Raw genomic sequence first — 24,887 nt, 5'->3', positions numbered from 1 at the left:
TATGGAACTGAAACGAAAGTGCGGATGGCTCGGAAAGTAACTCAGATGAGCGTCCATAGGCGTAAATAACGTCTATGGCTCCAAAAAGTAGGCGTACGAGCTTCTGTAGGCGTTAAAAACGCCGATGACCCGGAAAACAACTCGGATGAGCGTCCATAGGCGTAAATAACGTCTATGGCTCCAAAAAGTAGGCGAACGAGCTGCTGTAGGCGTTAAAAACGCCGATGGCCCGGAAAGGAACTCTGATGAGAGTCCATAGGCGTAAAAAACGTCTATAGCTCCAAAAAGTTGGCGAACGAGCTGCTGTAGGCGTCAAAAACGCCGATGGCCCGGAAAACAACTCGGATGAGCGTCCATAGGCGTAAATAACGTCTATGGCTCCAAAAAGTAGGCGAACGGGCTGCTGTAGGCGTTAAAAACGCCGATGGCCCGGAAAGGAACTCGGATGAGCGTCCATAGGCGTAAATAGCGTCTATGGCTCGAGTTTGGCGGCAGCTAACCTATTTGAGCTTGCTAATCACCGTCAGGTGATAGTGTACTTTTTGGATTGACAATCCAATCCCAATACTGTATTTTAATAAATATCTAATTAGATAAATGTCTAATCGAATATCAAGGGAGACGTCACGCCATGCAATTGGACAAAATCGTGCAATACCATAAAGCCTTGTCCGACGCGACGCGGATACGCATGCTGGCCTTGCTCGCCGAAGGCGAGCTTAACGGACAAGTGCTGGCGGAGAAGCTGGCTCTTACGCCGGCGACGATTACCTTCCATGCCGCCAAGCTGCGGGAGGCGGCGCTTATTTACGAGCGAAGAGAAAAAAATACGATCTACTTCTCGTTAAATCCTTATTTCCTGAAGCGAGGAGCCGAAGGGGTATTGGGGCTTGTATTTCATAAGAGGGGCGATGCTGATATGATGGAGCAAGACGAATATACGCGGCTGAGAGATTCGGTCATTCGCAACTTCTTCGACGCGGAGGGCAGGCTTAAGAGCATTCCGAGCCAGATGAAGAAGAAGCTGATCGTGCTGGAGCATCTGGTTTCCAGGCTTGAGAACGGACGGAAATACGGGGAATCGGAAATCAACGCCTTTATCAAGCTGGTTCATGATGATTTCGCGACGATTCGACGGGAGTTTATTATGCACCAGTTTATGTTCCGCGAGAATGAGACTTATGAGCTTAATCCGCGAGAGCTGTGGACGAAGTGGGAGGAGTTGAAGTAGGATGATGAGAACTTATGAGTTGTCGACAAAAGAACGGGATGGAATGGTCGACGTGACATCGTTCGTTCGCGAGGCGGTGGCCGAGAGCGGCGTGCGCGAAGGTTACGCAATCGTATATTGTCCGCATACGACCGCCGGCATGGCCATTAATGAAAATGCCGATCCCGACGTGGTCAGAGACGTGCTGCGCCGGTTTGACGAGCTGTACCCCTGGGAGCATCGTCTGGATCGGCACGCCGAAGGCAATACGGCCGCGCATCTGAAGGCCATTACGACGGGAACGAGCCAGACGGTGCTCATCTCGGGCGGAAGACTGGTGCTGGGCACTTGGCAGGGCATCTACTTCTGCGAATTCGACGGACCGCGGAGACGGAAATTCCATGTGAAAGTGATCGGAGATTAGTCCATAGGAGGCGAGAGATAATGTGCAGGAACATTAAGCAGCTGTTCAATTTCGAGCCCGCTGCGACGCCGGACGAGGTTGAGGCGGCGGCCCTTCAGTACGTGCGAAAAATATCAGGCTTTATCCAGCCCTCTAAGGCGAACGAGGAAGCGTTCCGCCGCGCCGTGGCGGAAGTGACGGAAGTGTCCCAGCGGCTGCTGGAATCGCTTGTTACAAACTCGGAGCCCAAGAACCGCGAGGTTGAGCGGGAGCGGGCGCGCGAGCGCAACGCCAAGCGGTTCGGCGTTAAGCCTGTCGAGTAACCTAGTTGGTGTCCAACTAGACATATGGCGTTTCAAGCTAACAGTCCACTAAAGCAAAAGAAAAAGGCATCCATCTCCCTGATATAGGAGATGGGATGCCTTTTTTTACTTTGACAGACTTACCGGAATAGAAAAATGCAAGTTCAACTGTGGCCTCGTCTCGGTGAGCCGGATATTTTTGCTGCGGCAAGCCTTATCCCCGCAGCCAACGCAGCATATCATCGGTGATCGGGAGCGGCTGATCGCCAGTCCGAATCGGCGCGAAGCAAGAGACAAGCTCGGACGCGCGCATGGGCTCCGGCTTGTCGAGCCAACCGGCGATATGCCCCAGCAGGGCGACAAGCCGTTCGGCCATGACGCCTTCGCCGCGAAGCGCGGCCAGCGTTAACGATTTGTCGCGCTTGGAGAAACGCTCGCCGCCGGCATCGCCAAGCAACGGCACATGGGCGAAGGCCGGCGGTTTCAAACCGAGCGCATCGTAGAGCGCCAGCTGCCTGGGCGTGGAGTCGAGCAGATCGGCGCCGCGCACGACATCGGTAATGCCCATGGCGGCATCGTCAACGACGACGGCGAGTTGGTAGCCGAACATGCCATCGGCGCGCTTGACGACGAAGTCGCCCAGCGCGTCGCCATCATAGGAGCGTGCTCCCGCAAAACCGTCGACGAAAGCGATCGGCTCGCTCGGCATGACGAAGCGGAGCGCGGGTTCCTTGTGGGCTTCTTTGGCTGTGCGCTCCTCCAGCGTAAGATGCCTGCAGAAACCGGGATAAGCCGGCCCCTCCGACGACAAGCCATGCGGGGCGCTGGCGATGGAGGCGAGCTCCGCGCGGCTGCAATAACAAGGGTAAAGGCGGCCGGCAGCATTGAGCCGCGCCAGCGCCTCCTCGTATAGCTCATCGCGAAGGCTCTGCTCATAGGGGGCGAAGGGCCCGCCCATCCGCGGCCCCTCGTCCCAGTCGAGTCCAAGCCAGAGCAAGTCGTCTTGCTGCTGCTCTGCAAAAGCGGGACGCGACCTCGGCTTGTCGATGTCCTCGACGCGGAGCAGAAACTCGCCGCCGGCTTGCCGAATTTGAAGCCAGGCAACCAACGCGGCAAAGGCGTTGCCGATATGCAGAAGCCCGGACGGCGTAGGCGCGAAACGTCCGCGGCGTATGATTGGCTGATGATGGTCCAGTTGCTTCGACATGGTTCACCCTCACCTTAACGGAAATGCAAAAAAAGAGCAGCATAGCCGCTCTGTTTGTTATTTTGCCTATGTGTATACTTTAAATGGCGGAGCTGACGGGATTCGAACCCGCGGTCTCCTGCGTGACAGGCAGGCATGTTAGGCCTCTACACCACAGCTCCACACTTAAAGTCTGTGCCTCTTGGACACAAATAAGATCTTAACACGCTGGCGTGTAGTTTGACAAGCTTTTATTTTCCTGAAGCAACCAATTCTCTTGGGTGAGGCAGATGCCGATCCCGCGACTACTTTGTTCCTTGCACCGCCAGCTCCAGCAGCGCGCGGATATCGTCCGCGATGGCCGTCGGCGACAGTTTATCGGCCGTGGCCTCCGTTCGGATTTTGTCGATCAGCTGTACGGCCAATTCATTCTCCACGGTCAGCACGCGCACTTCTCCCCCGCCCATAAAACCGGTGATCCGCTCGGCGGCCATAGACAGGTTGTCATGAGCGGACTTATCGGTGCCCGTTATGCCGCCAAGACCTTCGCCCGGCGCCGTTCCTTGACCCGACATCCCTTCGATCGGACTTAGAAGCTTCATCTGAACGCTGTCATAGCGCGCGCCTGAAGGCGTACGTTTCGCCGTGGCGAGCACGACCGTGTCGTCGAAGACGAATACCTTTACGTCCGGAATGCCCGCTCCGCTCAGTCGGGATTCCAGATGCGCGGAGAAACCGGCCGCATGCAGTCCGGAGCTGCCGATCATGCTGTACACCGATGTCCCCATTCCGTTTGTTGTGCCGCCTTGCCTGTTCGTCGTTTGCCGTTTCAAGCCATTCTCGCTCGGAATGACGGAAGGATCGCGCAGCATCTTCGTTTGGTGCTCATGTTCCGCGGAATGCGCTTCGATCGGATGTCTGTCATCGGTATCCATGGCGGCGCTGCAGCCTCCGAGCAGCAGCATTGCGGCCACAGCGGCTGCCGTCGCCCCCGCCAGCCATATTCGCGTCATTATCATTTGTTATCAACCTCCATTCAAGCTGTCTGCATGATTTAGGATGAGCTTTTCACCGAAATGAATATTCATCGTTCCATGGAAAATAATAATCGCGAACGAAACCATTGCCATTCAGGAGGTGCATCGTATTGGATTCAACCGGCAGCAAGAACAAGCCGAACCGCGAAGCGGAAGACGGATCTGTCGCTACAATGGAGCAGCCGACCGCAAATCCGGCAGGACCGCTGACCTATGAACAGGAAGCGAAAAACAACTCCCGGCGCAAATTTTTGAAGACGACAGGGTATACGCTTGGCACGCTGGCGCTGGGAGGGGCGTTAAGCTCGCTCATCGGCTGCACGAACAACTCGGAGGAGCCGACACCCACCGGGGAGCCGGGAAAGGGAGAGGAGGAAAAGGCTCAACCGCGAAATTACAACCGCGCGCTCATGTTTCTGACGCAGGAACAGTTTCGCATCGTGGAGAGCGCGACGGAACGTATTTTTCCCGAGGACGAGAACGGCCCCGGAGCGAAAACGCTCGGTGTTGCTTACTTCATCGACCATCAGCTGGCAGGAGAATGGGGGTTTAACGGGCGCGACTATATGCAGGCGCCGTTCTATGTGGGCGAGAAGGAGCAAGGGTATCAGGGACGGCTGAAGCGGCGCGAAATTATTGAGATCGGCATCAAGGAACTGAACAACTACAGTTTGACGCAATATCAGAAGAGTTTCCCGGAGCTGGTTGCGGAAGATCAGGATGAAGTATTGAAGGCGTTCGAGTCGGATGCGGTGCAGCTGACGACGATCTCGGCGAGCAGTTTCTTTAAAATGCTTCGCACGAACACGCTCGAGGGCGCCTACAGCGACCCGCTGTACGGCGGCAACCTGGACATGAACGGCTGGAGGATGCGCGGTTATCCCGGCAATCAGATGAGCTACACGGCTGTAATTGACAAGGACTATACGAAGATGGACCCGATCAGTCTTCAAGATCATATGGCCCATTAGCGAAGCGGAGGGACAAAGCGGCATATGGCCAAAACGTTACCGAAAACGGATGTCGTCATTATTGGAGTCGGCTGGAGCGGCGGCATTATCGCGGCTGAGCTGACGAAAGCCGGATTAAACGTCGTCGGTCTTGAACGGGGCAAGGACCGCAAGACCGAGGATTATTTTATGGTGCACGATGAGTTGCGTTACGCGCTCAGATACGAGATGATGCAGGATTTGTCCAAGGAAACGATCACGTTCCGAAGCAATGAGGGGATCAGGGCGCTGCCGATGCGTTCCTACGGCTCGTTCCTGCTCGGGGACGGTCTGGGCGGCTCGGGGGTTCATTGGAACGGACAGACGTATCGTTTTTTGCCGTACGATTTCCAGATACGCAGCAAGACGATCGAAAAGTACGGGAAAAACAAAATCCCCGCGGAAATGACGATTCAGGACTGGGGCATTACGTACGACGAGCTCGAGCCGTATTACGACAAGTTCGAGCAGATGGCCGGTATTTCCGGCGAGCCGAATCCGCTGGGGGGAGCGCGCAGCAACCCGTATCCGACGCCGCCGATGAAGAAATCGCCGGCGCTTCAACTGTTCGAGGATGCAGCCAAGCGGATGAAGCTGAACCCGTACATGATGCCGGCGGCCAATCTATCGGAGGGATATACGAATCCGGATGGTATTTCCCGGGCGGCCTGCCAATATTGCGGTTATTGCGAACGGTTTGGCTGCGAATACGGAGCGAAGGCCGATCCTGTTGTGACGGTCATCCCCGTCGCGAACAAAACCGGCAAGTTCCAGATTCGCACCCATTCGAACGTGCGGCGCATCTTGCACAAGGGCGGCAAGGCGACGGGAGTGATGTACACGGACGTTACGACCGGAGAAGATATCGTGCAACCGGCGGACATCGTCGTCGTGACAAGTTACGTGTTCAATAACGTCAGGCTGCTGCTGCTCTCGGAGCTTGGGGAACGTTATAATCCGGAGACGGGCAAGGGGGTTGTCGGCAAAAATTACGCCTATCAGGTTATTAAAGGCAGCGCGGCGGGTTTCTTCGAGAAGCAGCAATTCAACACGTATGCCGGTGCGGGCTCGCTGGGCGTTACGCTGGATGATTATAACGGCGACAACTTCGACCATAGCGATTTGAAGTTCATCCACGGCGGAGCGATCGCATTGTCGCAGACGGGCTCCCGTCCGATCCAGAACAACCCGGTGCCGTCGGGCACGGCGACCTGGGGCAAGGAATTTAAGGCAAAGTCGCTTCATTATGCGTACCGGACGCTCGGCGTGGGCGGGCAAGGCGCTTCGATGTCGTTCAAACATCATTTTCTGGACCTGGATCCTACGTACAAGGATGCGTTTGGGGATCCGCTCATGCGCGTTACCTTCGACTTCGAGGAGCAGGATCGGGAACTGGGCGTATATTTGGCCGCGCGCAGCGCCGAGATCATGAAGGAGATGGGGGCGGATCATGTCGACTATCTGAAGGAAATCGGTCCATACGAGATCGTGAATTACCAGTCAACGCACAACACGGGGGGCGTCATCATGGGCGCGGAACCATCGACCTCGGCGGTCAACACGTACTGCCAAATGTGGGACGCGGACAACGTCTTCGTCGTCGGGGCCAGCTCCTTCCCGCAAAATGCCGGCTACAATCCGACGGCCACGGTCGGCGCGCTCGCTTACCGTACGGCCGAAGGCATCTTGAAATACAGGGAGAAGGGCGGCTTGCTCGTGTGAGCAGCTTGCCCTTTTTCCAGACCATCTCTCTATTTCCCGGAAAGAAACGAGCCGCGTCGCAAAGGACGCCGGCCGTTTCGCCCGGGTGCTTCTATGGCGGCAAAAAACCTCTATACCACTCGAGGTGGTTATAGAGGTTTTTGCGTGTTTGTTATGGGTTCGGGTTAGGGCTACAGCAGCTTTTTCAAATCATCTTGGACGTCGATTGCGGCAGCGCCGGGCGTATCATCCTCCACGATCCCGCGTGTTGAACTGCGGAACTCGCGGAGTGTATCGCCGAACGCGCGGCCGAGCATGGGAAGCTTGGACGGCCCGAACACGATAAGCGCAATGAGCAGAATAATGATCAGCCCGGATACGCCGATGTTGTTGAACATGAAGTTGGCTCCTTTCGTAATGGCGAATTAAGATGCGTGTCAGGATCAGGTAGGATCCGTCCTAAGGACCGGAACCGCGTAATGACGTTTCGCATACCGTCTCGACAGCAGCGCGCTGAGCTCGAAGAGCACGATAAGCGGCACGGTCACGGACAGATGGGAGACGAAGTCCGGCGGAGAGATGCAGGAGCCGACGACGGCAAGGCCTACATAGGCGTATTTGCGCGTTACTGTCAGCCTCTCGGGCGTTAGAACGCCGAGCCGCGTCAGGAACAGCATGACAATCGGCATTTCGAATGCGACTCCGAGCGGAAATACGACGCTGAACAGGAAAACAAAATATTTGTCGATCCCATACGTTTCCACCGCTCCGACGGTGTGGTTCATTTGCATCATGAACCGCATCATCATAGGGAAGACGAGAAAATAACTGAAAGACACCCCCGCAAGGAACAACGCGAACGATGCAGGGACGTATGCGAGCGTTCCCTTCGCTTCCTTCTCCGTCAGGCCCGGCCGCACGAACGCCCAAGTCTGGTACAGCAAGAGCGGCAGCGTGAATAGAAAGGCAAACAGGAAGGCGCAGCGAAGGTAGATGAAAAGCCCGTCCGTGAACGAGAATACATTCCATTCGACTTCTGTCGAGACGTTGCTGGATTTGATGTACTGCAGGATTTTTGGTGACAAATAGAGACCTGCGCACATCGTGACGAAGAACCAGCAGGCGACGAGAATCAGCCGTTTCCTTAGCTCGGCGAGATGTCTCACGAGATCTTCCTGCATCTCCAAGGAATCACCTCATTTCCTCATTTTCCATACGTTTCTTATAGATTGTCCAAAGCGCGTCGCCTTATTCGACTTTGCCAAGCCGAATATTCCTGTCGCGGATCGGGAAAAGTAACCACATCTTTAATGACAAATGAGGTGTATGCAAGTGAGGAGTCCGAACAAATGGGTGTTGGGGTTGGCCGTAATTGCGCTAACGATTAGCTTGGCTGCATGCGGAGGAAACGCCAATAAAGGCACGAACAATGCCGGAACAGGCAATAATGCCCAGAATCCGGGAAATGAGGGTAATGCGGGCAATGGCGCGACAGTGGATACGGCGGCAGCGGAGGAAGTCTACAAAAAGAGTTGTATCGGCTGTCACGCCGCTGATCTGGCGGGCGGTGTAGGCCCGAACCTGCAGAAAGTCGGCAGCGAAATGACGGCGGATCAAATCGAGGATACAATCGTAAACGGCAAGGGCGGCATGCCTGCTTTTAAAGGCCAGTTGACCGACGAAGAAATCAATTCGCTCGCAGGCTGGCTCGCGGCGAAAAAGTAACTTGAAGAGCCAATCGCAAAAAGGCCGTTTCGCCGCGATCCAACGATCGTCTGGCGAAGCGGCCTTTAAGTTAACGGGCGTCCAACCGGGCCGAAGCCGGAGCCAAGCTGAACGTAGAATGGACAATGTAGTACCTTCGAATGGACGAATGTAAGCGCTTCCCGTTATGTAGTCAGTATAAGAGTTCTCAGGAAGTGCCTCCAGCGTTGTCGGAAAGTTGGTAATTCCAAGGAATTATCATAAGGCAGATCATAATCGCTATGTAAGATGATCGGCTCCTTACATAAGAAAAGCTCACGCTTTGGTTCAATATTTCTTATAGACAGAATTCGTCAGATTTCATTGACCGTAACCAGGGACTATGGTAGTTTTAGATCATAAATTCATACTGGTAAACTTGGAATTGATGTGCACAGATTGGATGCGAGGTGGATGCAGTTGCAACTTAAGGTGACGAACAGTCCGTTTAACGAAGCGCAGGTCGAGCTGCTTAACAAATTGCTGCCGACTTTGACGGACTCCCAGATTCAATGGCTTAACGGTTATATGGCGTTTTATAGGGCGGGTACCGCTTCCGCAGAATCGGCCATAGCTTTGCAGGAGCAGACGGCGGCAGCGGTAGCTACGCTTATTCCGGCTGAGGAAGCGGCTCAGCCCGCAGCGCCGGCTTTGCCGCGCGAGGCGGCTGTCCTGTTCGGCTCGCAGACGGGAAATTCGCAGCGGTTGGCGGGCAAGCTGGCCGCGCAGCTGAAGGAACAAGGCTTCGAAGTCACGTTGTCGGCGATGAACGCGTTTAAGACGAACGGACTTAAAAAGACGCCTTACTTGTTCATCGTGGCGAGCACGCATGGCGAAGGAGATCCGCCGGACAACGCGCTGACGTTCTACGAATTCCTGTTCAGCAAGCGCGCGCCGAAGCTGGACGGCATGAAATTCTCCGTTCTGGCGCTGGGCGATACGTCCTATGAGTTCTTCTGCAAAACGGGCCAGGACTTCGACAATCGTCTCGCCGAGCTGGGAGCGGAGCGGCTTGCGCCGCGTATCGATTGCGACGTTGACTTCGACGGGCCGGCTTCGCAGTGGCTTGCGAGCGTCATTGGCGCGGTTACGGCATCTCCCGCAGCTTCGGCGACTGTTGCAGGAGCTGCATCTGCATCGGCTGCACCGGCAAGCTCTGCAGCAACGACGACGGAGTCGGAATATTCCCGTTCCAACCCGTTCCAGGCCGAAGTGCTTGCGACGATTAACCTGAACGGCCGCGGCTCGGACCGCGAGACGCGCCATCTGGAAATTTCGCTGGAGGGCTCCGGACTGACCTACGAGCCTGGCGATTGCGTCGGCATCTACCCGCAAAATGACCCTGCTCTCGTCGATGCGATTATCGCGGAGATGAAGTGGAGTGGCAGCGAGAACGTCGTGCCGACCAAGGACGGGGCAGAAGGACAGCTTCGAAACGCCTTGCTGGCTCAGTTCGAGGTTACGGTGTTGACCCGTCCTCTGTTGGAGAAGGCTGCCGCATTCTCGGAAAATGCCAAGCTGGCCGAGCTCATCCTGCCGGACAACAAGGCGACGTTGAGGGCTTATACCAGCGGCCGCGATCTGTTGGATTTGCTGCAAGACTTCGGTCCATGGAAGCTGTCCGCCGCCGATCTTGTATCCATCCTTCGCAAGATGCCGCCGCGACTGTATTCCATCGCCAGCAGCGGCAACGCGCATCCCGAAGAAGTGCATGTCACCATTCGCAAGGTGGAGTATGAAGCGCATGGACGGAAGCGGGGCGGCGTATGCTCCGTGCAAGTATCCGAACGGCTGGAGGAAGGCGGCAGGCTGCCGATCTTCATCCAGAATAATCCGAACTTCAAGCTGCCGGCTAATCCGGATACTCCTGTAATCATGATAGGTCCGGGCACGGGCGTAGCTCCGTTCCGGGCGTTTATGGAAGAGCGCGAGGAAATGGGAGCCAGCGGCAAGTCTTGGCTATTTTACGGGGACCGTCATTTCGTAACCGACTTCCTCTACCAGACGGACTGGCAGCGCATGTTGAAGGACGGCGTGCTTACGAAGCTGGATGTGGCGTTCTCCCGCGATACGGAGGAGAAGGTCTATGTACAGCATCGTATTTTGGAGCAAGCCGCGGAGCTGTACAAATGGCTGCAAGAGGGCGCGCATGTCTACGTGTGCGGCGACGAAAAACATATGGCGCATGACGTTCATGCGGCGCTTCTGTCCGTGGTCGAGAAGCAAGGAGGCCTGAACGCGGAGGCAGCGGCGGCGTATTTAGCGGATCTGCAAGTAAGCGGGCGTTATCAACGCGATGTTTATTAATATCATTTATTTTTGATCATAGAGGGTAGCAACGGGTGAAACGGGAAGGAGCGGAAGCAGCAATGACGAAACAGAAGGTACAACCGGTCGGCGGAACTCCAAGCGATGTCGAGCAGTTGAAGATAGAAAGCAATTATTTGCGCGGTTCGCTTGTCGAGACGCTGGCAAACCGGGTTACGGGCGGTATGAGCGACCTGGACAACCGCCTGATGAAATTCCATGGCAGCTATATGCAGGACGACCGCGACGTGCGGAACGAACGTCAGAAGCAGAAGCTGGAGCCGTCGTATCAATTTATGCTTCGCGTCGTGACGCCGGGCGGCGTATCCACGCCGGAGCAATGGCTGGAGATCGACAAGCTGGCCCAGAAGTACGGCAGCGGCAGCATTCGCCTGACGACAAGACAGGCGTTCCAATTGCACGGCGTGCTGAAGTGGAACCTGAAGCAGACGATTCGTCAGATCAACGACGTGATGCTGACGACGCTTGCGGCATGCGGCGACGTAAACCGCAACGTCATGTGCACGCCGAATCCGGAGCAATCCGAGGTGCATGCCGAGGTGCATCGCTGGTCGGAGCAGTTGACGAAACATCTGGCGCCGAAAACGCCGGCTTATCACGAGATATGGCTGGATGGCGAGAAGGTGGATACCGGCGACAAGCCGAAGGCGGAAATGGGCCTTGCCGGCAATGCCGTCGAGCCGATGTATGGGCCGGTATATTTGCCGCGGAAGTTCAAGATCGGCATCGCGGTGCCGCCATCCAATGATATTGATGTCTACTCGCAGGATCTCGGTTACATCGCGATTATGGAGAAGGGCAAGCTCGTCGGCTTCAACGTCACCGTAGGCGGCGGCATGGGCATGACTCATGGCGATAACAACACTTATCCGCAGCTCGGCAAAGTCATCGGCTTCTGTAAGCCGGAGCAGATTCTCGACGTTGCGGAGAAGACGATCACGATTCAGCGCGATTACGGCAATCGTTCCGTACGTAAATATGCAAGATTTAAATATACGATCGACCGTCACGGCCTCGACTGGTTCGTCGAAGAGCTGCACGAGCGTCTCGGCTGGCAGCTTGCGCCGTCCCGTCCGTTCCACTTCGAATCCAACGGCGATCGTTACGGCTGGTCGAAGAACAAAAACGGCAAATGGAACTTCGCCATTTACGTCAATAGCGGACGGATCATCGATACCGAAGAGAGCAAGCTGATGACCGGCCTTCGCGAGATTGCCAAGATTCATACCGGCGACTTCCGTCTGACGGCAAATCAGAATCTGATTATCGGCAATGTCGCCGCTCCGAAGAAAAAGAAAATCGCCGAATTGATGGCGCAGTACGGCATCACGGACGGCTCCGAGCTGGTTGCCCTACGCCGCAGTTCCATCTCTTGCGTGGCGCTGCCGACTTGCGGACTCGCAATGGCGGAAGCGGAGCGATACCTGCCGACGTTGATCGAGAAGCTGGAGCCTGTGCTTACGGAAGTCGGGCTTCGCGACGAAGAGATCAATATTCGGATGACGGGCTGCCCGAACGGCTGCGGCCGTCCGGCATTGGGCGAAGTATCCTTTATCGGCAAGTCTCCGGGCAAATACAATATGTACCTGGGGGCCGGCTTCTCCGGCGATCGTCTTAGCAAGCTGTATCGCGAGAACATCGGCGAGACGGAAATTCTGGACACGCTGAAGCCGATCCTGAGCCACTACGCTTCGGATCGCGAGCATGGCGAGCATTTCGGCGACTTCGTCATTCGCAGCGGTTATGTAAAAGCCGTCGCGGACGGCACCGATTTCCATAGTTGATCGACCGCAAGATAACAAATTCAACGGCACGGCTGCGCACTTACCTGCGTGGCTGTGCTTTTTTTACCACAATAGAATTTATAAGTTTCCAAGCACGCGGAAACCGAAATTCTATTTGGCGATAAAACCCACCTCTAAACGCGGTCGCTCATCACTGAGTGGCCTCGATAGAGGTTTTCTCAATTTTAAGCTAAAGAACCAGGCGGGGAACGAGTCCACCGTCCTTGGCCCCCTGTTGGGCGATGGCAGGTAGGAACGGGCGGATGTGTATGAAAAAGCGAGTACAATGGGGTGTTCGTCGGGAGCGGCAGTACGACGGGAATTCATGGGTTTGAGATCGCAGCCAAGCGGACATGCTGATAAGACCGCGATTATGGGATCTAATCAAAGGAGGGAATGTTTCATGGTTGGCATTCATTCCGTGCATCGCCGCATGGCGGAGCTAACGCTCAAAGCGAGGGCGATCGGAGGGTATCACATGTTGTCTCCGCTGGAGAAGAGAGAGCTGGAACATTGTCTGAAGGTGAACTTCGATCTTGTCTCCAATCTGGATTCGCTCAAGTCGGTCGCCTTTGTCGCCTACACGACCGGAGATGCCGAATGGCATCAAGAGCTTTGCGCCAAGATCGAACAGATTGAAGCCAAGCTTATTTAAGCTCCAGCATTTTTTTCAATAGTGCAACCAGAGTCAAACGGGACGGCAGCAGTCGTTAATACGAGACAAGCGGCCGCGATTGGAAGTGGTATACTCATCGTATAAGGTTAAGCATTCCTACCAATAACGATGAGAAGGCGGCGAGCTTGTTATGAAAAAATCGATGATAGCAGCCCAGTTATACACGCTTAGAGAGTTTTGCAAGGATGAGGCAGGTCTGAGAGAGTCGCTGCGCAAGGTGAAGGAAATCGGCTACGAGGCCGTGCAAGTGTCCGGTGTCGGCCCCATTGCTCCGGAGATCGTGAAAGCGATTGCCGATGAATACGGCCTGACGATCTGCGCCACGCATGTCGGTTACGACGCGCTTACGACGGATCTGGAAGCAACGATTGAGAAGCATAAGCTCTGGAACTGCCAATACGTCGGTCTGGGCTCCATTCCGGAAACGTTCCGTAATTCGGGCGGCGCGGGTTATGCCGAATTTGCCGGCATTGCCAGTGACATTGGCCGCAAGCTGAAGGAGCATGGCCTGCAATTCATCTACCATAACCATCACTTCGAATATACGAATTACGATGGCAGAACGGGCATGGCCATCCTGCAAGGCGACAGCGACAAGGATGCGGTGCACTTCGAGCTGGATATGTATTGGGTGCAAGCCGGCGGCGCGAGCCCAGTAGAAGCGGTGCGGGAGGTTGACGGCCGCATGCGCGTCGTGCATCTCAAGGACATGGCGATCGTCGACAACAAGCAAGTGTTCGCGGAGATCGGCGAAGGCAATATGAACTTCCCGGCTATCATCGACGCTTGTCGCGAGATCGGCGTAGAGTGGTACGTGGTGGAGCAGGATGTCTGCTTGCGCGATCCGTTCGAAAGCCTGGCGATCAGCTACCGTTATTTGAGCTCCCTGGCGACGGACTAGTATTAAATCAGGAAAAAGCCTTTGGTTCCGCTAGTGGGACCGAAGGCTTTTTAGTTTTTTCTATACCGGACTGAATACGGCTGTGCTACGCATCTCGGTTACGGCGCGCTTACGACGGTTCTGGAAGCCGCGATTGAGAAGCAGAAGCTTTGGAATTGCCAGTACACGTCGGTTTGGGCTCCGTTCCGGAAGCGTTTTCTCCCTACTCAACCTCTACCTACACGTGAGTAACTTTTGAGAACAGACTAAAATGCGGGTCCGTGATCCTGCAGTTTGATTACGGTCATTTATGCGCAATGAACTGTTACATACCAAAGCACATAGTGGGGGAATGTGTTGGGCGTGATCCATCTTATGCATACGTGTACAATTACAGACATACACTGGTATCTGCTCTTCAGTTACGTTTAGTCGATTAACAATTGTACGAAAATACACAAATATAACTGCGTAAGTGCTAGTTTTCCGTGAATTTGTACAATTATACACAAATTATGGATCGGAAAGCTCTCGAGTTTCAATATGGGGCGAGTATTTGTGTATATTTGTACAATTTGCTGAGTTGGGGTAGGTAAAGTCTGTGAAATTGTGTAGATATGTACAATTAGGGAGAGAGGATAAGACTCAGTACATACAGATTGTGGAGAAACAACGAGCCGTGGGACTTACAAGTTGTAGAGAACAACGAGCCGCGGGACGTACAAATTGTGGAGAAACAACGAGACTCAGTGCATACAAATTGTGGTGAAGACACGAAACTTAGGCAAATTGCTGAGAAACCACGAGCCTCGGGGCATACAAATTGTGGAGAGAAGGCCACGTTTCAGGCTAAAAATACAATTGTTTTGCCGACTGCTTTGCAAAAAAAGTGTCCTCACCGAGCGGTAATGTAGCGATGAATACTCCGTACGCCAGTAGAGTGTAAAGTTGCTGCGCAGTCGCCGCTGGCTGATTCATAAAGCGGAAAGCGGGGCGCCGACAAAGGTCGGCGCCAGTTCTTGCAGCTATATTTGTCGGCATAACCGCCTCGACACTCGACTCAGCCTGGATATGATCATATCGTTCGTCAGCTCCGAGACTTGATCCTACCCGAATATGATCAGATCGTTCGTCAGCTCCGAGACCTCGATCCTACCCGAATATGATCAGATCGTCCGTCAGCTCCGAGACCTCGATCCTACCCGAATATGATCAGATCGTTCGTCAGCTCCGAGACTTGATCCAGCCCGAGTAAGATAAGATCGTCCGCAAGCCCCGAGGCCTCGACCCGTCCGGCCCGAAAATGATCAGATCGTCCGTCAGCCCTGCGCCGTGCTGCTCTCCTTGCGCTCCAAAAATAGAGTGAGACCGATTAGAGTAACCAGAATCGTCGCTCCCATGTCGGACAGAATAGCGATCCATAACGTGAGCCAGCCTGGAATCGTGAGAAGGAGCGCGATCAGCTTCAGGCCAAGGGCTATGCCGATGTTTAGCCGTATAATCCGGTCGACGCGCCTTGCAAGCCGCATCGCATAAGGCAGCTTGCCAAGGTGATCCTGCATCAGTACGATATCGGCCGTCTCCATGGCGCTGTCCGTACCTTTGCCCATAGCGATGCCAAGCGTGGCGGCGGCAAGAGCGGGAGCGTCATTGACCCCGTCGCCAACCATGCCGACGCGTCCTTCCGCCGCCAATGCGCGAATCGCGTCTACTTTATCCTCCGGAAGCAGGCCGCTCTTTACTTCCGATACGCCTATCCGCCTCGCAACTTTGCGCGCCGTCTTCTCATGATCGCCTGTCAGCATGACCGTTCTACGAATATGGAGTCCGTGAATGGCCGCAATGACGGATTGGCTTTCTTCGCGAACCTCGTCCTCGATGCCGAACAAACCAAGCACCGCCGAGTCGTCAGATACGATCGCAAGGGTGAGTCCGGCTGCCTTCAGCGCTTCAATATCGTTTCGAACCTGCTCCGGCATATCGAGATGAGAGGCGCTCAGCTCATTGCCGAGTCTGTAGATGCTTCCGTCGATGTCGGCTTCCATGCCGACCCCCGCTATAGTGCGGAGGGAAGACGGCGTCTCTCCGGCATCCGTAATGCCTCTTCGGATTGTTTCCTCCAACACGGCTTTGGCAAGCGGGTGGGTCGAGCCGCTCTCGATGAGGGACGCTACGCGGAACAGGCGCTCCTGGTCATAGACCCGCACTTCCGTCACATGCGGTTTTCCTTTGGTCAATGTGCCTGTTTTGTCGAAGGCGATCAGCTCCAGCTTTCCAAGCTGCTCCAGATGAACGCCGCCTTTGACGAGAATGCCATGCCTTGCCATGCGTGCGATACCGGAAACGATAGCGATCGGCGAAGCCAGGATGAGGGCACACGGACATCCTACGATCAGGACGGATAATCCTTGGTACAGCCAAGTCGACCAGTCTCCTCCGAAGAGCAGGGGAGGGGCCAACATGACGATGACGGCAATGATCATAATGGCGGGCGTATAATAACGCGCGAACTTGTTGATAAACATTTCCGTAGGCGTCTTTGTCTCTTGAGCCTCTTGCACGAGATGAAGGATACGGGCGAGCGAGGAGTCTCGGTACGCCTTCGTAATTCGCACGAGCAGCAGGCCGTCCTGATTGAGGCTGCCGCCTAAAACGATGTCGCCGGCGGCTTTGTAGAGCGGCAAGGATTCGCCCGTGATGGCCGCTTCGTTAACCGAACTGACCCCTTCGATCACTTCGCCGTCGGAAGGAATTTGATCGCCTGGTCTGATCTTTACGATATCGCCCGCGGCAAGCGCAAGTATGGGCACGATCACCTCGCGACCGCCCTCCATCTTGCGAGCTTCCTTAGGCGCCGTCTTGAGCAGCGCATCCATGGAACGCCGGGCTTTCTCCATACCCAGTCCTTCGAGCCATTCATTCAGTCCGAACAGGATGGCTACCAGCGTCGCTTCTTTCCATTCGCCGATCGCAATGGCGCCGACGAGCGCAACGGTCATCAGCGTATCCATCGTGAATTTGAACCGCAGCAGATTGCGGAGACCCTTCATGAAGGTCGAATATCCGCTGATGGCGGTCGCCGCCAAATAAATGGTCACAACGATCCAGGACTCCGCTCGCCCATCAAGCAGAAGTCCAACGACATATAAGATGGCCGCGGCGAGGACGGGCCTCAGCTTCGTCCAACCGCTGCCATGGGAATGGTCATGTTCGTCTCCATGTTCGGCATGGTCATGCCCGTGCTCAATCTCGTGGTCGTCATGGGAGTGGATCCGTTGCCCCGCATGCGAGTGGGCATGACCATTTATGCTTCCGGCTGCCTCGGTATGCGCTGCGGCATCCGCTGGAGCAGCCGAGAGCGAGGCGCCGTCCGACTTCAGAATGCGGCGCACGGCATCCATGGAGATCTCTTCGTTGACTCGCAATCTGCCCGAATTATAATTAAGCGTAGCTCCCTCGCCATGCTCAAGTTCCCGAATTTCTTGTTCCAGCCGCATTGCGCAGCCGCCGCAGGAGAGTCCCTTCACCTGATACTGCTTCATACCGCTCGCCTTCCTTCTCGTCTCAACATATGAATACTTGTTCATATGATATTATTATTTAGCTTGTTCTGTCAAATACACATTCTTTGTTAAAGTAACTTTCATATCAATCGTAAAAAAATGTTCGATTTTTCCCTCTGGGGGATGTAGAGGATGTCCGACTATTATGGTACGCTAAATGACATAAACCAAACGAGGTGAAAATGGAATGAGTGCACAAGCTAGGCGCAAGAAAAAATCGGGGTCACGCAATTTCGTATTGTATACGGCTATTGTCGTACTGATCATCGTATTGCTCGTTATTATTAATCAGACACAGAAGAAAAGCGAAGGACAAAACAAGGAACTGGCCAGCGCGCCTTCCACTCAGTCGCAGCCGGTGATGGGCGATGCGAACGCCAAAGTATCCATCGTCGAATTCGGCGACTACATGTGCCCGTCCTGCAAATATTGGGGAGAGGCGGTGTGGCCGCAATTGCAAAAGGATTACATCGATACGGGCAAGGCTACGTTTGCGTACGTTAACGTTGATTTCCATAAACAGCCATCCGTTTACGGAGCTCTGGCGAGCGAAGCGGTGTTGAAGTCCTATCCCGATCAATTTTGGGCGTTCCACAAGGCGCTGTACGACGAACAGCCGACTTCCGAGCACGATGAGGTATGGCTGACGGAGGACAAAGCCGTGGAAGTGGCCAAAGCAACCATTCCGGACCTGGACGAAACCGTCTTCCGAACCATTATGAAATCCGACGAGATGAAGGAACAGTATCTCTTGGACAAGTCATTGTACGAGAAGTTCAACGTCAACCAAACGCCAACCATCATGATTAACGAGACGCAAATCGCAAATCCGTTCGATTACGCGGCGATTAAAGCGGCGATCGAAGCGAACCTGGAATAGGGGTGGGCTCATGGCATTCAGGAGGAACGCGTTGTACTTCGCCTGGCTGGTCGCTGTCATAGCGACGCTCGGAAGCTTGTATTTCAGCGAAATTCGCGAATTCATCCCTTGCGATCTGTGCTGGTTCCAGCGCATATTGATGTACCCGCTTAGCATTATTCTTGGCATTGCAGCGTTTTACGACGATTTTAAAATAAAAAAATACGTGCTGCCGCTCTCCATCGTCGGCATGTGCGTCTCGACCTTCCATTATATGATGGAGAAAATCCCCGGGTTCGAGAAGGTGCGCCCTTGCACGAACGGCGTTCCGTGCACGACCGAGTGGATCAACTGGCTGGGCTTTATTACGATTCCTTTCCTCGCGTTGACGGGATTTACCCTCATCACGATCTTGCTTCTCGTCGCGAAGAAACGGGACAACGAGCAAGAAGGAGAATAAGAATATGTCTGGCAAATTGCTGCTCGTGGAGGACGATCTCTCCATCGGAGAGATGGTCGAAGATTATTTGACGAAAGAAGGCTACGCCGTCACGGTTGTTCGTGACGGCGTTGCCGCGCTTGAAACATTCCGCGCGGAGAGCTTCGATCTGGTGCTGCTCGACCTCATGTTGCCCAAGATGAACGGACTTGACGTTTTGCAGAGGTTCCGCGAGCGCAGCCGCGTGCCGATCCTGATCTTGTCGGCCAAGGACGGAGAGGTGGACAAGGCGCTTGGGCTGCGATTCGGCGCGGACGATTATATCGCGAAGCCCTTTTCGCTGCTGGAGTTGTCGGCGCGCGTAGCGGCCTCCATTCGCAGGGCGACTCAGTATTCGGAGGTTATCGCGGACGAAGCAGAAGTCACGTCGGACAAGCTAACGGTTGGCGATTTGATCGTGGATCCTTCCAACTTCATCGTAACGAAGAGAGGCGAGGAACTAAAGCTGACCGCCAAGGAATTCCAAATTCTAAAGCTGTTCGTGGAGCACCCGACACGGGTTTATACCAAAGCGTTGTTGTATCAGCTTGTCTGGAACGACACGTATTACGGCGACGAGAATGTGATTAACGTACATATGCGGCGCCTGCGCGAGAAGATTGAAGACGATCCGTCGAATCCCCGCTACATCCGTACGTTATGGGGCATCGGCTATCGTCTGGGAGAACAGTAGCATGGCAGGGCTGTGGTTGTTGCCGGCTGCCGTGCTGCTGTTTTTTGCCGTGAGAGAGAGGCTGCGCAATCGCGCTTATCAGAGGGAGATTGCTTATATCAAGGGGAAACTGGACGACATAGCCCAAGCTCCTTCGGACCAATCGACGGAACGAATCCTGTTAACGACTGAATCCCATGCCGTGCGGGAGCTGCTGGTCGGGATAAACGATCTGTTGGACCGTGCCGGCAAGTCGGCTGCCGACTATGCGATGACGGAGAGGGCCATGCGCAAAATGCTTGCCAACGTGTCCCACGACTTAAGAACGCCGCTCACCGTCGTCTTGGGATATGCGGAGATGTTGGCCAAAAATGTGAATATGACCGCGGAAGAACGCCTCCGGTTGTTAGAGAAAGTGCACCGGAAGACGGAAGAAGTGCTGGAGCTTATGAACGCGTTCTTTGATCTCGCCAAGCTGGAATCAGGGGATTCCGAGCTGGCGCTGTCGATGGTGGATGCGGGAGAGGTTTGCAGAAACGGCGTGCTGGCCTTCTACGATCTGCTGTCGGACCAGGGGCTGGAGGTAGACATTAAACTGCCGGAAGAGCCTGTCTGGCTATACGCAAACGAAGAGGCGCTGGGTCGCATTTTAAACAATCTGTTGTCCAATGCGGTGCGTTACGGCTCGGATGGCGGTTACTTGGGATTGTCGCTGTACGCCGAAGGGAGCGAAGCCGTCATCGAAGTAACGGACCGTGGCCGGGGCATTGACGCTGCCGATCAAGATCGGGTCTTCGAGAGATTGTACACGCTGGATGACTCCAGAAACAAACATTCGCAGGGGAGCGGGCTTGGACTTACAATTACGAAGCGGCTAGCCGAACGAATGGGCGGGGTCATCGGAGTATCCAGTTTGCCGTTCGTCCGCACGACGTTTAAGCTGACGATGCCGCGTTCCGCAGGGGCAAGGCGAGGAGAGTAAGAAATAAGTAAGAAACGGGAAAGGAAAAAGAGAGGGGCCCGCGATAAGATAGAACCAGATCAGCAAGAGATCGAAATCTGGCGGGGAGTGAACGACATGACGGATGTAATAAAGACGCGGCTGCTTAGCAAAACATATGGCAAAGCGGATATCGTAAAAAACGTCAATATGACGGTTAAAAAGGGAAGTATTTACGGCTTCCTTGGTCCCAACGGGGCAGGCAAGTCGACCTTGATGAAGATGCTGCTGGGTCTCGTCAGACCCTCCGGGGGCGAGATTGAACTGTTCGGAAGCAGGATGCTTCCGGGTTCGGTGGAGCCTCTCAAGCGAATCGGCCATATGATCGAGACGCCGGTCTTCTACGAGAAATTGACGGCGGAACAAAATCTGGCGCTGCATGGCGAATATATGGGGTTCTACAACCAGGACGCCATGAAGGAGTCGCTGAGCATGGTGGGACTAATCGGCATCGAAGGCAAGCCGGTCAAACAGTATTCGCTTGGCATGAGACAACGTCTGGGTATCGCAAGAGCGATCTCGACGCGTCCCGAGCTGCTGCTGCTCGACGAGCCTATCAACGGCCTGGATCCCTCCGGCATTCAGGAGATGAGGTCGCTGTTCCGCAGGCTTCGCGACGAATTCGGAATGACGCTGCTCGTATCCAGCCATCTTCTGGGCGAGATCGAGCAGGTGGCCGATGTCATCGGCGTTATCGATATGGGCGTTCTTGTCAGGGAAGTGACGATGGAGGATATACGCGCATCCAGGACCGATTACGTGGAGATCGTGACGGCCGATGCCAAGCAAGCCGCATACGTGCTGGAGGAGAAGCTGGGTATTCGGAACTTCAAGCTTATCGGCGAACGCACGCTGAGAGTATATGACAGGAATGTGCCGCAGGACGAATTGGCAAAGGGACTTATTCTAAACGGCGTATCCGTGGAGTCCATAAATCGGCGTCATCATTCGCTCGAAGACTTCTTCCTGGAATTGACCAAAGGAGGTGCGGTCCATGCTTAATCTCATTAAACTCGAGCTGCGCAAAGGACATCTAAAAGGTTATGCATGGGGTTCCGTGCTGGCATACGGCATCATCGCCGGTTTCCTGGCGCTTATCTATTTCACCGAAGGTCCGATCTCGGAAGAACCGATCTTCGCGAGTTACCCGGACATGCTGGAGATGATCGACGTGTTAGTCCGGGCTACGTTCATCATCTATGGGGCGGCTTTGCTGTCCAAACTTGTCATTAGCGAATTCCGGGACAAAACGATGGGGCTTCTGTTCGCTTATCCGGTCAGCAGGAAGAAGCTTATGTACGCCAAGCTGTCGATCGTCTTCATATGGACGTTTACGAACGTTGTTATAGCGAATGTGCTCGTCGGCACAATCTTCCTTATCATCAACGAAAATATGGGTTACGTTAATGATCAATGGAGCAATTCGCTTCTGTACGAACACGGTTTGACGATACTCATGCAAGCCATCGGAGCTGCGGGTATCAGTCTTCTGCCGCTCCTCTTCGGCATGAGGAAGAAGTCCGTGGTTGCGACGATTGTATCCGCCGTTCTTATCGTCATGCTGGTGGCCTCCAACAATATGGGCTTTACCTTGAGCTCCATCATCGCGATCCCGCTCTCGTTATCGGCTATCGGCGTTTTGCTGGCATTCTGGAGCTTCCGCGACATAGACAAGGTGGACGTAGGCTAAGGACGACAGGGTGAAATAGAGCAAGAGTAGAACAACAAGATCCCGAAAACCTCCGGCCGACGTTCTGTGGTACAACTAAAGAGTAAGAGTAGGCCGAGAGGATAGTGATATGCGATGGAGACGATCAACTTGCCCGCCCCGGAAGGCTTTCATTTTGGTCATAATCTGGCCTATCTGGAGCGTTCGGCGAACGAATGCCTGTTCCGCACGGATGCCGGTGCGGTCTATAAGGCGATAACTGATGGGGTCTACGGGGCTGTGTGGCGTGTGAGTGAAGGCGATAAAGGCGGGGTGAAGCTGGAGCGATTGACGGAGCCAGTTGCGGTTGCCGGTCTCTCCGGCTTCACGGGAACCGAAAAGGAATCTGCCGGCAGAGAGCCGGTGCTGCTGTTGGCGTCGGAGCAGGAACAGGCGGCATCGAAGGATGTTTGTGGTCCGCGGTCTCTGTCTGCCAAGGAGTCTCTTACCTCCGCAGCAATTGCTTACGTGCGCGAATGGTTTGATCTGGAGCGGGACTTGACTCCGTTCTATTCGCTGGCGGAGAATGATCCTTGGCTTCGGGAGCCCATTCGCCGCTTCCATGGTCTTCGGCTGCTGGGCATACCGGATCTGTTCGAAGCGTTATGCTGGGGAATTATTGGCCAGCAGATTAATCTGGCGTTCGCGTACACGCTAAAGCGTAGGCTGGTCGAACGATATGGCCGATGCATCGAGCATGTGGGGCATGCCTACTGGCTGTTCCCGGAGCCGGAGACGATCGCGGGGCTGACGGTAGAGGAGCTTGAACCGCTGCGAATGACGACGCGGAAGAGCGAATACCTCATCGACACGGCTGCGGCCGTGGCATCGGGCGAGTTGACGAAGGAGAGGCTGCTGGCATCGGGCAGTATAAAGGAAGCCGAGCGCGTGCTTGTCAGTCGGCGGGGCATCGGTCCCTGGACGGCCCATTACGTCATTATGCGATGTCTTCGTTACCCGGACGCATTCCCGATCGACGACGTTGGTCTGCATAACGCGATTAAGTCGTTGACTGGCGAGAGCCGCAAACCGACCAAGGGAGAGCTTTCTGCCATGTCGCAAGGCTGGACGGGCTGGGAGGCGTACGCGACTTTTTACTTGTGGAGGCTGCTCTATTAGAGCGGCCTTCTTTGTACATATGCGAGGGCGGGGGCGGGCACAGGCAAATGCACGGGTACAAGTACAGGAAGAGGCAGGCAAAAGTGCACAGGCACACAGGCGCAGAGGCAGAGGCAGGCACAGGCGCAGAGGTGCAGGTACAGGCAGAGTCTGAGGCAGGCACAGGCGCACAGGCACACAGGCGCAGAGGGCAAGTAACAACGTAGCGGCGTGCTTCACAATAGAGGTCCCTTCTATATATGGCTAATTATCAGCATGCGACCACAAACTCGAAGCCAACGAATATTTTGCAAGTTACCAAGACCAATAGAGGGAAAACCTCCCTCTATTATGCCCGATTTGCCGTTTGCGACTCAAATAGAGGGAAAAGTGCCATCTAATATGGGGGGAACGGTCGAAATCACACCAGGCTGAATGAATTAGAGGGAGAAATTCCCTTTCTTCGCGGAAATGTTGGCGCTACGCTGGAATTAGTGGGCACTTTTCCTATTAAATGTAGATAGAAAGCCAAAGCTAAGCAGGCACATAGTCGCTGTTTCACCAACTGGCGAATGTGCTGCCAAAGCGCGTGCCAAGTAATTACCTCCATAGCCGATAGCGCACCAACTGGCGAATGTGCTTCCAAGCGCGTTCCGCGTAATTACCTCCATACCCGATAACGCACCAACTGGCGAATGTGCTGCTAAAGCGCGTTCCACGAAATACCTCCATAGCCGATAGCGCACCAACTGGCGAATGTGCTTCCAAGCGCGTTCCGCGTAATTACCTCCATACCCGATAACGCACCAACTGGCGAATGTGCTGCTAAAGCGCGTTCCACGAAATACCTCCATAGCCGATAGCGCACCAACTGGCGAATGTGCTTCCAAGCGCGTTCCGCGTAATTACCTCCATACCCGATAACGCACCAACTGGCGAATGTGCTGCTAAAGCGCGTTCCACGAAATACCTCCATAGCCGATAGCGCACCAACTGGCGAATGTGCTTCCAAGCGCGTTCCGCGTAATTACCTCCATACCCGATAACGCACCAACTGGCGAATGTGCTGCTAAAGCGCGTTCCACGAAATACCTCCATAGCCGATAGCGCACCAACTGGCGAATGTGCTTCCAAGCGCGTTCCGCGTATTTACCTCCATACCCGATAACGCACCAACTGGCAGACAAGCTGCCAAAGCGCGTTCACGCAAATTCATCCACCCTCCATCCCATCGCCACCCCAACTACTCTCCATCCTATTTCCAACAGT

Annotated in this window: 25 protein-coding genes and 1 tRNA gene; 18 read left to right on the top strand and 8 right to left on the bottom strand. The window is 54.6% G+C overall.

The window, feature by feature from the left end; translation table 11 throughout:
- Positions 1–631 precede the first annotated feature (631 nt).
- Genes B1748_RS20385 through B1748_RS20375 form a run of 3 tightly spaced genes read left to right on the top strand, consistent with a single transcriptional unit; the run spans position 632 to position 1,936 of the window.
- Positions 632–1,231, top strand: coding sequence for a DUF2087 domain-containing protein (locus B1748_RS20385; protein WP_087569782.1), 600 nt, complete (start codon positions 632–634; stop codon positions 1,229–1,231).
- A 1-nt stretch (position 1,232) separates the two neighbouring features.
- Positions 1,233–1,634 (top strand): secondary thiamine-phosphate synthase enzyme YjbQ, encoded by a 402-nt coding sequence (locus B1748_RS20380; protein WP_087569781.1) that lies wholly within the window; start codon positions 1,233–1,235, stop codon positions 1,632–1,634.
- A 20-nt stretch (positions 1,635–1,654) separates the two neighbouring features.
- Positions 1,655–1,936 (top strand): DUF2277 domain-containing protein, encoded by a 282-nt coding sequence (locus B1748_RS20375; RefSeq protein WP_087569780.1) that lies wholly within the window; start codon positions 1,655–1,657, stop codon positions 1,934–1,936.
- A gap of 193 nt (positions 1,937–2,129) precedes the next feature.
- Here the strand turns inward: B1748_RS20375 and gluQRS are convergent, their stop codons facing one another.
- The 3 genes from gluQRS to B1748_RS20360 form a co-directional block, all read right to left on the bottom strand.
- On the bottom strand, positions 2,130–3,122 hold the full coding sequence (gene gluQRS, locus B1748_RS20370) for a tRNA glutamyl-Q(34) synthetase GluQRS (protein ID WP_087569779.1): 993 nt from the start codon (positions 3,120–3,122) through the stop codon (positions 2,130–2,132).
- 84 nt (positions 3,123–3,206) lie between these two features.
- Positions 3,207–3,283 (bottom strand) — tRNA-Asp (locus B1748_RS20365).
- Positions 3,284–3,406: 123 nt separating this feature from the next.
- The gene (locus B1748_RS20360) at positions 3,407–4,120 is read right to left on the bottom strand and encodes a hypothetical protein (RefSeq protein ID WP_087569778.1); all 714 of its coding nucleotides are present in this window, start codon (positions 4,118–4,120) and stop codon (positions 3,407–3,409) included.
- Positions 4,121–4,248: 128 nt separating this feature from the next.
- Between B1748_RS20360 and B1748_RS20355 the strand changes: the two genes are divergently transcribed.
- Together B1748_RS20355 and B1748_RS20350 are read left to right on the top strand one after the other, a co-directional pair.
- On the top strand, positions 4,249–5,109 hold the full coding sequence (locus B1748_RS20355; protein ID WP_256975788.1) for a gluconate 2-dehydrogenase subunit 3 family protein: 861 nt from the start codon (positions 4,249–4,251) through the stop codon (positions 5,107–5,109).
- Between the two features lie 24 nt (positions 5,110–5,133).
- A complete protein-coding gene (locus tag B1748_RS20350) occupies positions 5,134–6,849 on the top strand; it encodes a GMC family oxidoreductase (protein WP_087569777.1) in 1,716 nt (571 codons plus the stop codon).
- Between the two features lie 170 nt (positions 6,850–7,019).
- On the opposite strand, the gene tatA is transcribed toward B1748_RS20350, so the two are convergent.
- Positions 7,020–7,226 (bottom strand): twin-arginine translocase TatA/TatE family subunit, encoded by a 207-nt coding sequence (gene tatA, locus B1748_RS20345; protein WP_087569776.1) that lies wholly within the window; start codon positions 7,224–7,226, stop codon positions 7,020–7,022.
- 45 nt (positions 7,227–7,271) lie between these two features.
- Positions 7,272–8,009, bottom strand: a complete 738-nt coding sequence (gene tatC / locus B1748_RS20340; RefSeq protein WP_373271290.1) for a twin-arginine translocase subunit TatC — start codon at positions 8,007–8,009, stop codon at positions 7,272–7,274.
- A 151-nt stretch (positions 8,010–8,160) separates the two neighbouring features.
- Between tatC and B1748_RS20335 the strand changes: the two genes are divergently transcribed.
- From B1748_RS20335 to B1748_RS20315, 5 genes are all read left to right on the top strand, one after another.
- Positions 8,161–8,553: a c-type cytochrome gene (locus B1748_RS20335; protein ID WP_256975787.1), complete on the top strand. Its 393-nt coding sequence runs from the start codon at positions 8,161–8,163 to the stop codon at positions 8,551–8,553.
- A 438-nt stretch (positions 8,554–8,991) separates the two neighbouring features.
- Positions 8,992–10,878, top strand: a complete 1,887-nt coding sequence (locus B1748_RS20330) for an assimilatory sulfite reductase (NADPH) flavoprotein subunit (RefSeq protein WP_087569791.1) — start codon at positions 8,992–8,994, stop codon at positions 10,876–10,878.
- A 62-nt stretch (positions 10,879–10,940) separates the two neighbouring features.
- A complete protein-coding gene (cysI, locus tag B1748_RS20325; protein ID WP_087569790.1) occupies positions 10,941–12,683 on the top strand; it encodes an assimilatory sulfite reductase (NADPH) hemoprotein subunit in 1,743 nt (580 codons plus the stop codon).
- A gap of 403 nt (positions 12,684–13,086) precedes the next feature.
- A complete protein-coding gene (locus tag B1748_RS20320) occupies positions 13,087–13,338 on the top strand; it encodes a DUF7667 family protein (protein ID WP_087569773.1) in 252 nt (83 codons plus the stop codon).
- Positions 13,339–13,489: 151 nt separating this feature from the next.
- On the top strand, positions 13,490–14,260 hold the full coding sequence (locus B1748_RS20315) for a sugar phosphate isomerase/epimerase family protein (RefSeq protein WP_087569772.1): 771 nt from the start codon (positions 13,490–13,492) through the stop codon (positions 14,258–14,260).
- A 1,298-nt stretch (positions 14,261–15,558) separates the two neighbouring features.
- Here B1748_RS20315 and B1748_RS20310 read toward each other — a convergent pair.
- Complete coding sequence (locus B1748_RS20310; RefSeq protein WP_087569771.1) at positions 15,559–17,781, bottom strand: heavy metal translocating P-type ATPase; 2,223 nt, start codon at positions 17,779–17,781, stop codon at positions 15,559–15,561.
- Between the two features lie 208 nt (positions 17,782–17,989).
- Between B1748_RS20310 and B1748_RS20305 the strand changes: the two genes are divergently transcribed.
- The 8 genes from B1748_RS20305 (at position 17,990) to B1748_RS37605 (ending at position 23,845) form a co-directional block, all read left to right on the top strand.
- Positions 17,990–18,682, top strand: a complete 693-nt coding sequence (locus B1748_RS20305) for a DsbA family protein (RefSeq protein WP_087569770.1) — start codon at positions 17,990–17,992, stop codon at positions 18,680–18,682.
- Positions 18,683–18,692: 10 nt separating this feature from the next.
- Positions 18,693–19,121, top strand: a complete 429-nt coding sequence (locus tag B1748_RS20300; RefSeq protein WP_087569769.1) for a disulfide oxidoreductase — start codon at positions 18,693–18,695, stop codon at positions 19,119–19,121.
- Between the two features lie 4 nt (positions 19,122–19,125).
- Entirely contained in the window at positions 19,126–19,833 is a 708-nt protein-coding gene (locus tag B1748_RS20295) for a response regulator transcription factor (protein ID WP_087569768.1), read from the top strand.
- Position 19,834: 1 nt separating this feature from the next.
- Positions 19,835–20,794, top strand: coding sequence for a sensor histidine kinase (locus B1748_RS20290; protein WP_087569767.1), 960 nt, complete (start codon positions 19,835–19,837; stop codon positions 20,792–20,794).
- Positions 20,795–20,890: 96 nt separating this feature from the next.
- Positions 20,891–21,814, top strand: coding sequence for an ATP-binding cassette domain-containing protein (locus B1748_RS20285; protein ID WP_087569766.1), 924 nt, complete (start codon positions 20,891–20,893; stop codon positions 21,812–21,814).
- Positions 21,807–22,502, top strand: coding sequence for an ABC transporter permease (locus B1748_RS20280; protein ID WP_087569765.1), 696 nt, complete (start codon positions 21,807–21,809; stop codon positions 22,500–22,502). Before B1748_RS20285 ends, B1748_RS20280 begins: the two co-directional genes overlap by 8 nt.
- A gap of 114 nt (positions 22,503–22,616) precedes the next feature.
- Positions 22,617–23,639, top strand: a complete 1,023-nt coding sequence (locus B1748_RS20275) for a DNA-3-methyladenine glycosylase family protein (protein ID WP_087569764.1) — start codon at positions 22,617–22,619, stop codon at positions 23,637–23,639.
- Between the two features lie 83 nt (positions 23,640–23,722).
- Positions 23,723–23,845, top strand: a complete 123-nt coding sequence (locus B1748_RS37605) for a hypothetical protein (protein ID WP_256975786.1) — start codon at positions 23,723–23,725, stop codon at positions 23,843–23,845.
- A 476-nt stretch (positions 23,846–24,321) separates the two neighbouring features.
- Here the strand turns inward: B1748_RS37605 and B1748_RS36495 are convergent, their stop codons facing one another.
- Positions 24,322–24,594 carry a hypothetical protein gene (locus tag B1748_RS36495; RefSeq protein WP_143810345.1) on the bottom strand — a complete coding sequence of 91 codons (273 nt, stop codon included), beginning with the start codon at positions 24,592–24,594 and terminating at the stop codon, positions 24,322–24,324.
- Positions 24,595–24,687: 93 nt separating this feature from the next.
- A complete protein-coding gene (locus tag B1748_RS36925; RefSeq protein WP_179215700.1) occupies positions 24,688–24,834 on the bottom strand; it encodes a hypothetical protein in 147 nt (48 codons plus the stop codon).
- Between the last annotated feature and the right edge of the window lie 53 nt (positions 24,835–24,887).

The sequence above is a fragment of the Paenibacillus sp. MY03 genome, assembly GCF_002165585.1.
GTDB classification, from domain to species: domain Bacteria; phylum Bacillota; class Bacilli; order Paenibacillales; family Paenibacillaceae; genus Pristimantibacillus; species Pristimantibacillus agaridevorans.
Note: the sequence above shows the minus strand (reverse complement) of the source record. Positions and strands in the feature narration are given on the sequence as shown.

Bases quoted from the DNA above. Each gene is read 5' to 3' on its own strand.
- B1748_RS20385 (WP_087569782.1), top strand. From the start codon at position 632: ATGCAATTGGACAAAATCGTGCAATACCATAAAGCCTTGTCCGACGCG.
- B1748_RS20380 (WP_087569781.1), top strand. From the start codon at position 1,233: ATGATGAGAACTTATGAGTTGTCGACAAAAGAACGGGATGGAATGGTC.
- B1748_RS20375 (WP_087569780.1), top strand. From the start codon at position 1,655: ATGTGCAGGAACATTAAGCAGCTGTTCAATTTCGAGCCCGCTGCGACG.
- gluQRS (WP_087569779.1), bottom strand. From the start codon at position 3,122: ATGTCGAAGCAACTGGACCATCATCAGCCAATCATACGCCGCGGACGT.
- B1748_RS20360 (WP_087569778.1), bottom strand. From the start codon at position 4,120: ATGATAATGACGCGAATATGGCTGGCGGGGGCGACGGCAGCCGCTGTG.
- B1748_RS20350 (WP_087569777.1), top strand. From the start codon at position 5,134: ATGGCCAAAACGTTACCGAAAACGGATGTCGTCATTATTGGAGTCGGC.
- tatA (WP_087569776.1), bottom strand. From the start codon at position 7,226: ATGTTCAACAACATCGGCGTATCCGGGCTGATCATTATTCTGCTCATT.
- tatC (WP_373271290.1), bottom strand. From the start codon at position 8,009: ATGCAGGAAGATCTCGTGAGACATCTCGCCGAGCTAAGGAAACGGCTG.
- cysI (WP_087569790.1), top strand. From the start codon at position 10,941: ATGACGAAACAGAAGGTACAACCGGTCGGCGGAACTCCAAGCGATGTC.
- B1748_RS20320 (WP_087569773.1), top strand. From the start codon at position 13,087: ATGGTTGGCATTCATTCCGTGCATCGCCGCATGGCGGAGCTAACGCTC.
- B1748_RS20315 (WP_087569772.1), top strand. From the start codon at position 13,490: ATGAAAAAATCGATGATAGCAGCCCAGTTATACACGCTTAGAGAGTTT.
- B1748_RS20310 (WP_087569771.1), bottom strand. From the start codon at position 17,781: ATGAAGCAGTATCAGGTGAAGGGACTCTCCTGCGGCGGCTGCGCAATG.
- B1748_RS20305 (WP_087569770.1), top strand. From the start codon at position 17,990: ATGAGTGCACAAGCTAGGCGCAAGAAAAAATCGGGGTCACGCAATTTC.
- B1748_RS20300 (WP_087569769.1), top strand. From the start codon at position 18,693: ATGGCATTCAGGAGGAACGCGTTGTACTTCGCCTGGCTGGTCGCTGTC.
- B1748_RS20295 (WP_087569768.1), top strand. From the start codon at position 19,126: ATGTCTGGCAAATTGCTGCTCGTGGAGGACGATCTCTCCATCGGAGAG.
- B1748_RS20290 (WP_087569767.1), top strand. From the start codon at position 19,835: ATGGCAGGGCTGTGGTTGTTGCCGGCTGCCGTGCTGCTGTTTTTTGCC.
- B1748_RS20285 (WP_087569766.1), top strand. From the start codon at position 20,891: ATGACGGATGTAATAAAGACGCGGCTGCTTAGCAAAACATATGGCAAA.
- B1748_RS20280 (WP_087569765.1), top strand. From the start codon at position 21,807: ATGCTTAATCTCATTAAACTCGAGCTGCGCAAAGGACATCTAAAAGGT.
- B1748_RS20275 (WP_087569764.1), top strand. From the start codon at position 22,617: ATGGAGACGATCAACTTGCCCGCCCCGGAAGGCTTTCATTTTGGTCAT.
- B1748_RS36495 (WP_143810345.1), bottom strand. From the start codon at position 24,594: ATGGAGGTATTTCGTGGAACGCGCTTTAGCAGCACATTCGCCAGTTGG.
- B1748_RS36925 (WP_179215700.1), bottom strand. From the start codon at position 24,834: ATGAATTTGCGTGAACGCGCTTTGGCAGCTTGTCTGCCAGTTGGTGCG.